Origin of the sequence: Achromobacter sp. Marseille-Q4962 (assembly GCF_943737005.1) — a bacterium.
Lineage (GTDB): Bacteria > Pseudomonadota > Gammaproteobacteria > Burkholderiales > Burkholderiaceae_B > Achromobacter.
This window is the reverse complement of sequence record NZ_CALSFU010000012.1, coordinates 126,602-139,100: the sequence shown is the minus strand read 5'-3', so window position 1 is coordinate 139,100 and position 12,499 is coordinate 126,602. Positions and strand designations below refer to the sequence as shown.

Sequence of the window (12,499 nt, the reverse complement as noted above, 5' to 3'; positions counted from 1 at the left end):
AACCGGAGTTGCAAAGTGCGTCAGTCAGCGCGCGGGCTTGCCCGCCAGCGGGGTTTCACCCTCATCGAAATCATGGTGGTCATCGTGATCATGGGGATCCTGGCAGCGCTGATCGTGCCCCGCGTGCTGGACCGCCCCGACCAGGCGCGCCAGGTCGCGGCGCGCCAGGACATCGCGGGCATCATGCAGGCGCTCAAGCTCTACCGGCTGGACAACGGCCGCTATCCCGCCGCCGCCCAGGGCCTGCGCGCGCTGGCCGAGAAGCCCGAGGGCGCCGCGAACTGGCGCGGCTACCTCGACAAGCTGCCCGCCGATCCCTGGGGGCACCCCTACCAGTATCTGAACCCCGGCGTGCACGGCGAGATCGACGTCTTCTCGCTGGGCGCCGACAACAAGCCTGGAGGCGAAGGCAGCGATGCCGACATCGGGTCCTGGGCGTTGTGAGCGCGGCTTCACGCTGGTCGAGATTCTCGTCGTGCTTGTAATCGTCGCCATCGCGGCCGGCATGGCGAGCCTGTCGGTGCGCCGCGGCGAAGACGGCCTGCGCGCCGACGCCGAGCGGCTGGCCGACGCGTTCGCGGTGGCCCAGAGCGAGGCGCGCAGCGACGGCCGCGTCATCCGCTGGCGCGCCGACGCGCAGGGATGGCGCTTCGAGCGCCAGGGCCGCCCGCCCGGCCCCAGCGCGCAGGACGGCGCGCCCGCGCCACCGGACCGTTTCGAGAACGACCCGCTGCTGCGCCCGCGCGCCTGGCAGGCCGCGCCCGTGCAGGTGCGGATCGAGCCGGAGCAGACGCTGGCTTTCACGCCCGAGTGGGTGGCCGATCCCTTCACGGTGCGCCTGAACCCCGGCGCGGCCGCGCCCGGCGTCGCCGTGTCGCGCGATGCCGAGGGACGCTATGCGCTGCATTGAACGCCGGCGCGCGCCCGCGGCGCAGGCCGGCTTCACCCTGATCGAAGTGCTGGTGGCGCTGGCCATCATCGCCGTGGCGCTGGGCGCGGCCCTGCGCGCCACCGGCCTCATGGCGGCCAACAACCGCGCGCTGGCCGACCGCACGCTGGCCCTGGTGTCGGCGCAGAACGCGCTGGCCCAGCTGCGGCTCGAAGGCGCGCTGCCGCAGGCCGGCGCCCGCACGCAGGACTGCCCGCAGGGCGGACTGGCGATGCGTTGCGAGCTGGTCTTCACGAACTCGATGAACCGCAGCTTCCGGCAGGTCGAAGTCCGCGTGCGCGACGCCTCGGGCGGCCTGCTGCTGCGCCTGAACGGCCTGCTGTCGCGCCTGCGATGAAACCGCACCGCCCCCCCGCCCGCGCGCAAGCCGGCTTTACCCTCATCGAAGTGCTGGCGGCGCTGTCGCTGATGGCGCTGGTCAGCCTGCTGGCCTGGCGCGGGCTGGACCGCCTGGGCGCGGCGCGCGCGCACCTGGCCGCGCAGGCCGAGGACACCGACGCCATCGCCCGCAGCCTGGGCCAGCTCTCGCGCGACATCCAGCTCTCCTACCACGGCCCCGCCTTCGACGCCCCGCCCCGCGACGCGCGCGCCATCACCACCGGATTGCGGCTGCTGCGCGGCACGCAGGGCGAGATGCTGGAAATCCTGCGTCCCGACGCGGGCGGCGCCGGCCTGTGGCAGCGCGTGCGCTGGCAGGTGAAGCCCGACGGCCTCTGGCGCGCCAGCGGGCCGGCGGCCGCCCGCTCGCCCCTGCCCGACACGCGCGACGGCGCGCTGCTGCTGCCCGGCGTGCGCGCCATGCGGCTCAGGCTCTGGGTGCGCGGCCGCGGCTGGGTGGACGCCGCCTCCACGCTGACCATCGCGCCGGCCGGCCTGGAAATCACGCTCGAACGCGGCGCCGCGCCCGCCCTGCGCTACACGCGCGTGCTGGAGCTGCCATGAGACTGCCGGGCCGCCCCCCGCGGGAACGCGGCGCCGCCGTGGTCAGCGCGCTCATCGTGGTCGCCATCGCGGCGGCGCTGTCGGCCAGCCTGTTCCAGCGCCAGACGGCCGCGGTGCGGCGCATGGAGAACGAGCAGTCGCGCGTCCAGGCCCTGGCGCTGCTGGCCGGCGGGCTGGACTGGGCGCGCATGGCCGTGCGCGAGCACGCCCGCCGCGAAGCCACCACCCGCAACGACCAGGTGTGGGCCACGCCCATCCTGGACACGCGCATCGAACAGCCCGGCGACGAACGGGTGGCAGTCTTCTCCGGCTTCCTGCAGGACGAACAGGGCAAATACAACCTCTACAACCTGGCCCGCAACGGCGTGCCGCAGCCCGCCGAGGAAAAAGTGCTGCGTCGCCTGCTCGCGCTGCTGGGGCTGCCCGACACGCTGGCGCCGCGCCTGGCCGAGGCCGTGGCCGAGGCGCAGGCGCCCGCCGCCTCGCAGGGGCCGCAGGCCGCCCCGCCGGCCGCCGCGCCGCTGCCGCGCGGGGTGGACGAGCTGGCCGCGCGGCTGGACCTGGAGCCGGCCGTGCGCGCCCAGCTGCGCCGGACGGCGACGCTGCTGCCCGCGCAGACCACGGTCAACGTCAACACCGCGCCGCCCGAGGTCATCGCCGCCCTCGTGCCCGGCCTCTCGCTGGCCCAGGCCCGCGCCCTCGCAGGCGAACGCGACCGCGGCAACTGGTTCAACAACGGCGGCGACTTCGCCAACCGCCTGGCCGGCGCCGGCGTCGAAGGCGCTGCGCCAGCCGTCACGACCGCCAGCGGCTGGTTCATGGCCACCGGCACCGTGGTCTACGAACGCGCCCGGCTGTCCATGCAGACCCTGCTGCGCAGCGCGCCGCCGGCCGCGCCCGAACCCATCTGGACAAGGGAAATCCCGTGACACGCCCTCTGCGCAATCAGTTGCGCATCGCCCTCCCTCCCCTGGACAGCCTCGGGCCGGACGCGCCGCTCGAATATGCCTGGTTCGACCGGCGCGGCCGGCGCGCGGGCCAGGGGGAAATGACGCTGGCCGCGCTGTCGCACGCTTATCCGCACGCTGCCTGCGACGCGGTGCTGCATCCGGCCGACGTGATCGCCGCCAGCGTGCGCATTCCCGCGCTGCCGGCCGGGCGCGTACCGGCCGCGGTGCGCGGCGCGCTGGAACCGCTGGTGCTCAGCGATCTCGACGCGCTCGCCATCGGCCATGGTCCGCGCGCCGGCGACGGCGCCGTCCCGGTGGCCTGGACCGCACGCGAGCCGCTGCGGCGCGCCTGGAGTCTGCTGGCTGCGCGGGGCCTGCGGGTGCGCTCGCTCACGCCGGCGCAGAGCCTCGTCCCGGCTTCGGAAGCGCCGCTGCGCGGCCCGGATGATCCCCGCTGGCTCGCGCCCGCGCCGGGCTGGTCGCTCGCGCTGCCTCAACTCGCGCCCGCCTCGGGCTCGCGCTGGCGCGGCGCGCGGCGCTGGGGCGCGGCGGCCGCCGCGGTCTGGATCGCCGGACTGAACCTGCACGCCGTCCAGCTGCGCGGAGAAGCGCGCGCCTTGCGCGAGGCCATGACGCGGCAGGTGCGCGAGGCTTTTCCCGGCATTGCCGTGGTGCTGGACCCCGCGCGCCAGGCCCGCCAGGGCCTGGAAGCGCTGCAGGCCGAGCGCGGCGCGGCCGGCGCCGCCGGCTTCCTGTCCCAGGCGCGCGCCGCCGCGCAGGCGCTGCCCTTCGCGCAGGAACGCGTGGTCCGGCTGGGCTATGACGGCCGCGCGCTGACCCTGCAGTTGGACGCTGCCGGCCCGCCGCTGCCCACCCTGGTCCCGCAGGCCGCCGCCCAGGGTCTGAAACTCGAACGCGGCGACAGCGATCTCGTCTGGCGCCTTTCCCGCAATCCGCAATGAAACCCCTGCCCTCCCTCTCTCCGCTCCTGGCGCCCGCCCGCGCGCGGCTTGCGCCCCTGCTGGACCAGGCCCGCCAGCGGCACCAGGCCCTGTCCGCGCGCGAGCGCCGCCTGCTGCACGCGCTGGCGCTGCTGGCCGCCGCCGCGCTGGCCTACCTGCTGCTCATCGAACCGGCGGCGCGCGACGTGCAGCGCCTGCGCGCCGAGCTGCCGGCCTTGCGCGCCCAGGCCGCGCAGGTGGCGGGCTTCGTCCGTGACGCGGCGGCGCTGCGCCGCCAGACGGCGGCCGCACGGCGCGAACTGCCGCCCGCCGCCGACGTGCAGGCCAGCCTGGCGCGTGCGGGGCTGGAAAGCAAACAGGGCGCGCTGGCTGCCGCCGACGGCGGGCTGCGGCTCACACTGGCGCAGGCCCCGGCCGCGCGGCTCATGCGCTGGCTGCAGGCCTGCGAACAGGACTGGGGATTGACCGTGAAGCAGGCCGACCTCGTCCGCGCCGCCAATCCCTACGGCAGGCTGCTGCCCGGCCTGGTGGACGGCACGCTGCTGCTGGATCTGCCGGACAAGGCGCCGGGCTCGTGATGGCGCGCCTGGCTGTATCCTGGCGGCGCGCCGCGTTGCCGCTCGCCTGCGCCGCCAGCGCCCTGGCCGGCGCGCTGGCGGTGCTGCCGGCCAACTGGCTGCTGGGCTGGCTGCCCGCTTCGGGGCCGGTGGCCCTGGCCGCGGCCGACGGCACGATCTGGCGCGGCAGCGCGTGGATCGCGCTCGGCCCGCCGGGCGCGCGCCGCCTGCTGCCGCAGCCCGTACAGTGGCAATGGCGCTGGTCGCCCCTGGACCTGGTGGTCACCCATCCCTGGCTGCAAGGCCCGTTGCGCCTGCGCCCCGCCTGGGGCGGCCTGGGTCTGTCGGCCCAATCGCTGCGCGCGCCCGCAAGCGTGCTCGCGGGCCTGGGCGCGCCGTGGAACACGCTGGCGCCGCAAGGCATGCTCGAACTGCGTTGGCAGGCGCTGGAATGGGGCGGCCGCCTGCCCGCCGGGCCGCTGGCGGAGCTGCGCTGGCGCGATGCGGCCACCGCGCTGGCCGCCGTCAATCCGGTAGGCAGCTATACGCTGCGCGTGCAAGGCGACGGCAAGTCCGGCGTCTCACTGACCCTGGGCACCGACGCGGGCCTGCTGGATGTCAGCGGACAAGGCAGCGCCGGACCGCAAGGCCTGCGCTTCAACGGGCAGGCCACGTTTGCGGCCAAGGCCGGGGAAACCGAACGCGCCGCGCTCGACGGCTTGCTGTCGATGCTGGGCCGGCGCAGCGCGGACGTGGTGACTTTCGGAACCGGCGGATGACTTCCGCGCCGCCACGCGCACGGCTTGCGCCGCCATCCCGCAAGCATGACGCGGATGCCAGCCCGTAAGGGTAATTCCATACGTGTCCGATACGTATTGTTGTAGGTATTTCGCAGTCCTAGACTTTTCCGTACCGCAACCAACAACCGTGGAAATTCGGAGAGGAAAATGGACGACTACAAGAATCGCTCGTACGGCGCCGTCGAGATCGGCATGAAAGGTAAGATCGGGATTGTCGTGGTGGACTACCAACTGGCCTTCACGGATGCCCGCTATCCGCTGGGCGGCGCGCCGCTGGTCATGCGCGGGCTGGACAACACCGCGCGCCTGCTCGGCGTCGCTCGCGCGCACGGGGTTCCCGTCGCGTCCTGCTTCACGGCCTACAAGTCCGAGCGCGACATGCCGCACTGGAAGATCACGGCCGTGCGCGAGCAGTTCCGGCACGACCATCCCAGCTCGGCCCTCGATCCGAAGATCCACGACCCGGACTATGACGTCGTGGTGTGCAAGTCCGGGCCGTCCATCTTCTTCCAGACGCCGGTCGTTCCCTACTTCATCAAGGAAGGGGTCGAAACCGTCATCATCACCGGCTGCAATACCAGCGGCTGCATCCGTGCATCCACCATCGACAGCTTCCAGTGGGGCTTCCGCACGATCGTGCCGGAAGACTGCGTCGGGGACATCGAAGAAGGGCCGCACCGGGACAACCTGCGCGACGTCGGCCGCCGTTACGCGGATGTCTCCAGCGCGGACGAGGTAATCGCCTACATCCAGCGTTCCTCGCGGTAGCCCGCGCGGGGCCGGGGCGCGACGGAGTCGCGCGCCAGCCGGACGGACCCGCCCTGCCCTGGCCGGCAGTCCGCCGCGCGCCTGCGCGTCCGCCGTCCGGCGGCGCCGCGTCCCGCGCCATGACCGCCGGCCGCGCGCCCGCAAGCCTGGCGGGCGGAGCAGGCGGCGCAGCCCCGCCATCGAGCCGCCGCAGCGACACCGCAGCGGGCTGCCGATTTGCCCGCGATCTTTCAGTATCCCAGCAACGGTCCGGTCTCCGGATCCCCTTCTCCTGGACAGCGCCATGCATCTCGAACATGCTCCCACTTCGCAGCCGGAAAAGGGCCAGCCGCCTCGCAGCATGAAGAAGATCGCCGCGGCCAGCGTCATTGGCACGACGGTCGAATGGTATGACCTCTTTATCTTCGCAACCGCGTCCGCGCTGGTCTTCAACAAAGTCTTCTTTCCGTCGTTCGACCCGCTGACCGGCACGCTGCTGGCGTTCGGCACGTTCGCCTCCGCCTATGTGGCCCGCATGGCGGGCGCCGCGCTGTTCGGCCATTTTGGCGACCGGGTCGGCCGGAAATCCATGCTGCTGGTGTCGCTCGTCATGATGGGCGCGGCCACCTTCGCCATCGGCCTGCTCCCGGACTACGACGCGATCGGCATCTGGGCGCCGACCCTGCTCCTGGCCTTGCGGGTCGTCCAGGGCCTGGCCCTGGGCGGGGAATGGGGCGGCGCGGTGCTGATGGCGGTGGAACACGCGCCGGCCGGACGCCGCGGCCTGTATGGCTCGTGGGTGCAGATCGGCGTGCCCGCCGGAACGCTGATCGCCAACCTGGTGTTCCTGCTGTGCAGCGCGGTCATGTCCGCCGAGGCGCTGCTGTCCTGGGGCTGGCGCATCCCGTTCCTGGCCAGCATTGTGCTCGTGGGCGTAGGCATGTACATCCGCCTGAACACGTCGGAAACGCCGTCGTTCAGCAAGATCAAAGCGTCCGCCGCGCAAGTGAAAATTCCGCTGGCGGAGGTGCTGGCGCGGTCCTGGAGGCAGGTCCTGCTGGGCGGCGTGGCGACCATGCCGACCGGCGCCTCGTTCAACCTGATCGTGGCGTTCGGCCTGTCGTATGGCACGCAGACGCTGGGCTACTCGCGCAACCAGATGCTGGCCATGGTGCTGGCCGCCTGCGCCCTGTGCATGGCGCTATTGCCGCTGTTCGGGCTGCTGTCGGACAAGATCGGCCGCAAACCGGTGATTGTCGGAGGCATCGTGGCCGAAGCGTTGCTGGCCTTCCCGCTGTTCTGGCTGCTGGACACCGGCGCGTTCCCGCTGGCCCTGCTGGGCTACCTGCTGATGATGAGCGCCTTCGCCGCGAACTATGGCCCCATCGCCACGTTCCTGGCGGAACTGTTCGGCGCCAACGTCCGCTACTCGGGGCTCTCCGTCAGCTATATGCTCTCCGGGCTGCTGGGCAGCGCCGCCACGCCCATCGTCACCACGGCGCTGCTGTCGGCCACTGGCCGCGGATCATCGGTCGCCTGGTACATGATCGGATCGGCGGCGGTTTCAGCCCTTGCCCTGCTGATGCTGGCCGAGACGCTGAGGCGCGAAGCCCCGGCGCATGTGCCGGCCGCCCGCGCCAAGGCCCAGCTTTCCTGAACGGCGCGGCGGACGGGCGGCGGCGTCCCCGCCGCTGCGCCACGCGGGCTGTTTCAGGAGTAAAAAGCAGTCATCGTGGTGTCCGCCGTCCGCCAGGCGCGGGTTTCGCGCCCGCCGGCGGGAGAACGTATGAACCGAAGACTTGGGATAGCCCCCCCGCAAGGCTCCCCGCTCGACTACCGGCATGTGTTCCTGAGCATGCCCGCGGCCCTCATGGTCACCCGCTACCGCGTGATATGCGACTGCAACAGTGCATTCCTGGACATGTTCAGGGCCTGCCGCAACGACTTCATCGGTCAGACCGTGCGAGTGCTGTATCCGAACCAGACGGATTTCGAGCGTTGCGGGGCCCGGGTGATTCCGACGCTCAAGCGTCACGGGCGGTTTACCGAGGCGCGGGTCATGCAGCGGATCGGCGGCGATCTGTTCTGGGTCAGCGTGACGGGCTTTACCGAAACGCGCGACGATCCCTACCGCGAGGCTTTCTGGTTCTTCTCGGAGCTCGGGCTGGCCGCGGCCGCCCCTGACGGCAAGACGTCCGTGCACCAGGCCGTCTCGGACGCCAAGAACTCGATGACGCAGCGCGAGCGCGACGTGGCGGCCCTGTTGATCCAGAACCAGACCGCCAAGGAAATCGGCAGGGCCCTGGGCATCAGCCCGCGCACCGTCGAGGTCTTCCGCAGCAAGCTCCTGAAGAAATTCAATGCTCCCTCGACCGCGGTCCTGGTCAAGTACCTGCTTGCCTAGGGCCATGCGGACCGCGCGCCGGGCCGGCCTTGCGCGACAGCCGCCTAAGCGTCTCGCGTCACCCGCAAGATTTCTTCCGGCGAAGTCTTGCCCTCGTCGATCCAGCGTTGTCCGTCATCACGCATGCTGCGCATGCCGGCGGCCACCGCGGCCAGACGCAGTTCGCGCTCGTCGCGCCCATCATGGATCAGCCGGCGCGCCTCGTCGTCGACGGTAAAGAGCTCGTGGATGCCGGAACGTCCGCTGTAGCCGGTGTGATTGCAGGCGGGGCAGCCCACGGGCTGGTAAACGCGCCGGCCGTCGACGGTGGCGGGCCGCTTGCAGACCGGGCACAGTTTGCGCACCAGGCGCTGCGCCAGCACGCCCAACAGCGAAGACGCCAGCAGAAAAGGTTCCACGCCCATGTCGGTCAGACGCGTCACCGCCGAGACCGCGTCGTTGGTGTGCAGGGTCGCCAGCACCAGGTGGCCCGTCAGCGAAGCCTGCACGGCGATCTGGGCGGTTTCCAGATCTCGGATCTCGCCGATCATGATGACATCCGGGTCCTGGCGCAGGATAGCCCGCAGCGCCAGCGCGAAGCTCATGTCGATCTTGGCGTTGACTTGCGTCTGGCTGATGCCGGGCAGGTCGTACTCGATGGGATCTTCCACCGTGAGAATGTTGCTGGTACTCGCGTCAAGCCGGCTCAGGGCGGCGTAGAGCGTGGTAGTCTTGCCGCTGCCCGTGGGGCCGGTGACGAGCACGATGCCGTGCGGCTGGCGGATCAGCCGGTCCAGCCGCGCCAGCACCTCGGGGCTCATGCCCAGCGTCTCCAGCCGCAGCCGCCCAGCCTCCTTGTCGAGCAGGCGCAGCACGGCGCGCTCGCCGTGGCCCGTGGGCAAGGTGGAGACGCGCACGTCGATGGGGCGCCCGCCCACGCGCAGCGCGATGCGGCCATCCTGCGGCAGGCGCTTCTCGGCGATGTCCAGGTGCGCCATGATCTTGATGCGCGAGATCAGCGCCGCGTGCAGCGCCTTGCGCGGCGACACCACGTCGCGCAGCGTGCCATCCACGCGGTAGCGCACCACCGAATGCGTCTCGAAGGGCTCGATGTGGATGTCGCTCGCACCGTCGCGCGCGGCCTGCGCGAACAGCGCGTTGATCATGCGGATGACGGGCGCGTCGTCCTGCGCCTCCAGCAGGTCGGCCACTTCGGGCATGTCCTGCAGCAGGCGGTCGAGGTCGATCTCGTTTTCCGCCACGCCCATGACCGAAGCCGCGTCCTCCGAATGCGTGTAGGCCGCCGTCAGCAGGGTTTCCAGCGCCTCGTCGTCCACGCACTCGATCTGCGCCTCTCCGTGGCAGCGGCGCACTTCCTGCAGCGCCCAGGCGGGCGTGCGCGGGCTGACCGTCAGCCGGGCCTGCCCCGCGCGCAGCGACAGCAGCGCCCGCTGCGCGCGCGCCCAGGCATAGGGCAAGGGATGCGTGCTCACAGCGACGACACCACCGTGCTCTTGAAGCCCAGTTCGCGCAGCAGCGCCGTGGCGGTGGACAGCGTGGCGGGATCCTTGGCGACCTGGCTGCGCACCACATAGCCCATGCCGCCGGGGCCCGTCTGCACATAGGCCTGCAGGCCGCTGGCCTGCACGCGCCGCGCGATGCGGTCGGCGTCGGCCCGCCCGTCCACCGACGCGAACTCCAGCGTGGCTACGCTGTCGTCGGTCTCGCCGTAGAGCGACGACGGGTCGCGCGCCACGCTCACGCCCAGCGGCAGGTTCGCCCGGATCGGCAGCGCCGGATCGCCCGCGCCGGGCGCGGCCGGCAGCTGGCGCACGGCAAAGGATTCCAGCGTCGCGGGCGGCGGGCGGCGCAGCGTTTCGGCCAACTGGCCCGGCCGCAGGTCGTACGCGTTGTTCGAGACGGGAGACGGCGCATCGGACGGCGGCAGCAGCGGCGCCTGCATGTCGGGCAGCAGCCAGTGCCGGCCGGGCTGCGCGTCGGCCTGGGCCCGCCGCATGTATTCGTAGCGGTCCAGCGTCACACCCGCGCTGCGGCGCGCGTCGCGCACCACGTAGGGGCGCAGGAACACCATGAGGTTGGTCTTGGTGCGCTTGCGCGAGTCATAGCGGAACAGCGAGCCCAGCACGGGAATGGAGCCCAGCCCCGGCACGCTGTCGGAGCTTAGCGTCACGCTGTCTTCCAGCAGGCCGCCCAGCACGATGATCTGGCCGTCGTCGACCAGCACGCTGGTGTCGATGGCGCGCTTATTGGTGACGATGCCCGTCGTGGCCGAGGACGCGCTTTCGTCGATGCTGCTGACCTCCTGGTAAATGTCCAGCTTCACCGCGCCGCCTTCCGAGATCTGCGGGCGGATGTTGAGCTTCAGCCCTACGTCTTCGCGCTCGATGGTCTGGAAGGGGTTGGAACTGCCGTTGCTGCCCGAGGTGACGTACTGTCCGGTCACGAACGGCACGGTCTTGCCCACCAGGATGCTGGCCGACTGGTTGTCCAGCGTAAGCAGGTTGGGCGTGGACAGGATATTGGCGTCGCCCGAGTTCTGCATGGCGCGCGCCAGCACGCCCAGGTTGATGACCTGGTTGCCCAGCACGTCCACCGTGCCCTTGACCACGCCCAGCGACAGGCCCTTGCCGATCGCGTCGATGGCGGTGGGCCCGGCGCCCGTAATGCCGCTGCCGCCGAGGTTGGTGCCGCCGATGAAGCTCGTGCCGCCGCTGTTGATGTTGCCCGCCCCGGTCATCCACTGGATGCCGAACTCGGCCGCTTTGGCCTCGCTCACTTCCACGATCAGGCTTTCCACCAGCACCTGCGCGCGGCGCTGGTCGAGCTGGTCTATCACCTCGCGCAGGCTGCGGTACAGCGGCTCGGGCGCGGAGACGATGAGCGAGTTGGTGGCCGGATCGGCCTGGATGGTGGCGCCGCCCGCCGAATACGACACGGCCTGGTTGCCGCCGTCGTCGCGCGCGATGCGCTCGGTGTCGCCGGACAGGCCGCTTTTCGTTCCACCGCCCGTGTTCGGCACCGGCGCCGCATGCGCGGCGTTCTGCTGCGCGCCGGCCGCCTGCGGTCTCGCCGGCGCGCCCGCGACGCCGCCCTGCCCGCCCGGCGCGTTGCCCGCCTGCCCCGCCAGCAGGCCGCCCAGCACCTCGGCGATGCGCGAAGCCTGCGCATTGCGCAGGTACACCACGTGCAGATTGCCCGAGCGGCTCTGCTGCGCGTCGAGCTTGACGATCAGGTCGCGCGCCAGGCGCGTGCGCGCCGGACTGCCCGAACGCACCAGCACGCTGTTGCTGCGCGGGTCGGCCACCACCGCGATGCGCTGCGTGGGGTCGTTGCCCTGCGTATCCAGCAGCTGCGCCGCCAGCGCCGCGATGTCCGAGGCGATGCCCGATTGCACCGGCACCACGTCCGTGTCGATGGCGCTGGGCACATCGATGCGAGCGATCACCTGCGCGATGCGTTCCAGGTTGTCGGCATAGTCGGTGATGACCAGCGTGTTGTTGCCCGGATAAGCGTTGACGGGATTGTTCGGCGGCACCATGGGGCGCAGCACCGGCACCAGGTTGGCGGCATTCTCGTACTTCAGTGGAAACACCCGCGTGATCATCTCGCCGCCGCCGGCGGCGCGCACGAACGACGATACGGGCACGGGACCGCCGCGCGCCGGGGACGCCGCGGCGCGGCCTGCCGCGGCGGAACCGGCTGTGGCGCCGCCCGCCACCGTGCTGCCCTGCAGCTTGGCGTCGGCCTCGGGCACCACGCGCGTCACGCCGTCCACCTCCACGATGGCGTAGCCCTGCATGCGCAGCGCGCCGCCCAGCATGGCAAGCGCCTGCGCGCGATCCACCGGATGCTCGGACACCAGCGTGAGCTTGCCCTTGACGCGCGGGTCCACCAGGAAATTGCGTTGCGTAAAGACGGACAGCGCCCGCAGCACGGCGGGAATGTCGGTGTCGACGAAATTGAGGCTGACGCGATGGTCTGCCTGCTGGGCCTGCGCGGGCCGCACGCCGGGCCCGAACTGGCTGGCGGCGAGCAGAACCGCAAGGCTGAATTGCGCGATGTGACGCATGGCGTGATAGCTGTCCGTGGCGAGAAAAGCGGAGAGAGAAAGCCGAATTCGCGTCGGAGTATACGGGGTGCCCCTGCAACACTACCGTCATATTCCAAAGGCATCGTGACGGCCTCGAA

General features: G+C 71.5%; 13 protein-coding genes. 11 read left to right on the top strand and 2 right to left on the bottom strand.

What is annotated here, in order from left to right; translation table 11 throughout:
- Positions 1 to 15: 15 nt before the first annotated feature.
- The 11 genes from gspG to NGJ44_RS12600 all read left to right on the top strand — a co-directional run bounded on the left by gspG (position 16) and on the right by NGJ44_RS12600 (position 8,311).
- On the top strand, positions 16 to 444 hold the full coding sequence (gspG, locus tag NGJ44_RS12650) for a type II secretion system major pseudopilin GspG (protein ID WP_353506957.1): 429 nt from the start codon (positions 16 to 18) through the stop codon (positions 442 to 444).
- Positions 416 to 910: a type II secretion system minor pseudopilin GspH gene (gspH, locus tag NGJ44_RS12645; protein WP_251864129.1), complete on the top strand. Its 495-nt coding sequence runs from the start codon at positions 416 to 418 to the stop codon at positions 908 to 910. Before gspG ends, gspH begins: the two co-directional genes overlap by 29 nt.
- Positions 897 to 1,286 carry a type II secretion system minor pseudopilin GspI gene (gspI, locus tag NGJ44_RS12640; protein WP_251864128.1) on the top strand — a complete coding sequence of 130 codons (390 nt, stop codon included), beginning with the start codon at positions 897 to 899 and terminating at the stop codon, positions 1,284 to 1,286. The genes gspH and gspI overlap by 14 nt, the downstream gene beginning before the upstream one ends.
- Positions 1,283 to 1,891 carry a PulJ/GspJ family protein gene (locus tag NGJ44_RS12635; RefSeq protein WP_251864127.1) on the top strand — a complete coding sequence of 203 codons (609 nt, stop codon included), beginning with the start codon at positions 1,283 to 1,285 and terminating at the stop codon, positions 1,889 to 1,891. The genes gspI and NGJ44_RS12635 overlap by 4 nt, the downstream gene beginning before the upstream one ends.
- Positions 1,888 to 2,820: a type II secretion system minor pseudopilin GspK gene (gene gspK, locus NGJ44_RS12630; protein ID WP_251864126.1), complete on the top strand. Its 933-nt coding sequence runs from the start codon at positions 1,888 to 1,890 to the stop codon at positions 2,818 to 2,820. The genes NGJ44_RS12635 and gspK overlap by 4 nt, the downstream gene beginning before the upstream one ends.
- Positions 2,817 to 3,803, top strand: a complete 987-nt coding sequence (gene gspL, locus NGJ44_RS12625; protein ID WP_251864125.1) for a type II secretion system protein GspL — start codon at positions 2,817 to 2,819, stop codon at positions 3,801 to 3,803. The genes gspK and gspL overlap by 4 nt, the downstream gene beginning before the upstream one ends.
- Complete coding sequence (locus tag NGJ44_RS12620; RefSeq protein WP_251864124.1) at positions 3,800 to 4,381, top strand: type II secretion system protein M; 582 nt, start codon at positions 3,800 to 3,802, stop codon at positions 4,379 to 4,381. Before gspL ends, NGJ44_RS12620 begins: the two co-directional genes overlap by 4 nt.
- Positions 4,381 to 5,139 carry a type II secretion system protein N gene (locus NGJ44_RS12615; protein ID WP_251864123.1) on the top strand — a complete coding sequence of 253 codons (759 nt, stop codon included), beginning with the start codon at positions 4,381 to 4,383 and terminating at the stop codon, positions 5,137 to 5,139. Before NGJ44_RS12620 ends, NGJ44_RS12615 begins: the two co-directional genes overlap by 1 nt.
- Before the next feature lie 168 nt (positions 5,140 to 5,307).
- A complete protein-coding gene (locus NGJ44_RS12610) occupies positions 5,308 to 5,928 on the top strand; it encodes an isochorismatase family protein (protein ID WP_251864122.1) in 621 nt (206 codons plus the stop codon).
- Between the two features lie 283 nt (positions 5,929 to 6,211).
- Positions 6,212 to 7,564: an MFS transporter gene (locus NGJ44_RS12605; protein WP_251864121.1), complete on the top strand. Its 1,353-nt coding sequence runs from the start codon at positions 6,212 to 6,214 to the stop codon at positions 7,562 to 7,564.
- A 129-nt stretch (positions 7,565 to 7,693) separates the two neighbouring features.
- On the top strand, positions 7,694 to 8,311 hold the full coding sequence (locus NGJ44_RS12600; protein ID WP_251864120.1) for a LuxR C-terminal-related transcriptional regulator: 618 nt from the start codon (positions 7,694 to 7,696) through the stop codon (positions 8,309 to 8,311).
- Between the two features lie 44 nt (positions 8,312 to 8,355).
- Here NGJ44_RS12600 and gspE read toward each other — a convergent pair whose 3' ends face one another.
- A complete protein-coding gene (gene gspE / locus NGJ44_RS12595; RefSeq protein WP_251864119.1) occupies positions 8,356 to 9,783 on the bottom strand; it encodes a type II secretion system ATPase GspE in 1,428 nt (475 codons plus the stop codon).
- The gene (gene gspD, locus NGJ44_RS12590; protein WP_251864118.1) at positions 9,780 to 12,380 is read right to left on the bottom strand and encodes a type II secretion system secretin GspD; all 2,601 of its coding nucleotides are present in this window, start codon (positions 12,378 to 12,380) and stop codon (positions 9,780 to 9,782) included. Before gspD ends, gspE begins: the two co-directional genes overlap by 4 nt.
- Positions 12,381 to 12,499: the final 119 nt, after the last annotated feature.

Bases quoted from the DNA above. Each gene is read 5' to 3' on its own strand.
- gspH (WP_251864129.1), top strand. From the start codon at position 416: ATGCCGACATCGGGTCCTGGGCGTTGTGAGCGCGGCTTCACGCTGGTC.
- gspI (WP_251864128.1), top strand. From the start codon at position 897: ATGCGCTGCATTGAACGCCGGCGCGCGCCCGCGGCGCAGGCCGGCTTC.
- NGJ44_RS12635 (WP_251864127.1), top strand. From the start codon at position 1,283: ATGAAACCGCACCGCCCCCCCGCCCGCGCGCAAGCCGGCTTTACCCTC.
- gspK (WP_251864126.1), top strand. From the start codon at position 1,888: ATGAGACTGCCGGGCCGCCCCCCGCGGGAACGCGGCGCCGCCGTGGTC.
- NGJ44_RS12620 (WP_251864124.1), top strand. From the start codon at position 3,800: ATGAAACCCCTGCCCTCCCTCTCTCCGCTCCTGGCGCCCGCCCGCGCG.
- NGJ44_RS12615 (WP_251864123.1), top strand. From the start codon at position 4,381: ATGGCGCGCCTGGCTGTATCCTGGCGGCGCGCCGCGTTGCCGCTCGCC.
- NGJ44_RS12610 (WP_251864122.1), top strand. From the start codon at position 5,308: ATGGACGACTACAAGAATCGCTCGTACGGCGCCGTCGAGATCGGCATG.
- NGJ44_RS12605 (WP_251864121.1), top strand. From the start codon at position 6,212: ATGCATCTCGAACATGCTCCCACTTCGCAGCCGGAAAAGGGCCAGCCG.
- NGJ44_RS12600 (WP_251864120.1), top strand. From the start codon at position 7,694: ATGAACCGAAGACTTGGGATAGCCCCCCCGCAAGGCTCCCCGCTCGAC.
- gspD (WP_251864118.1), bottom strand. From the start codon at position 12,380: ATGCGTCACATCGCGCAATTCAGCCTTGCGGTTCTGCTCGCCGCCAGC.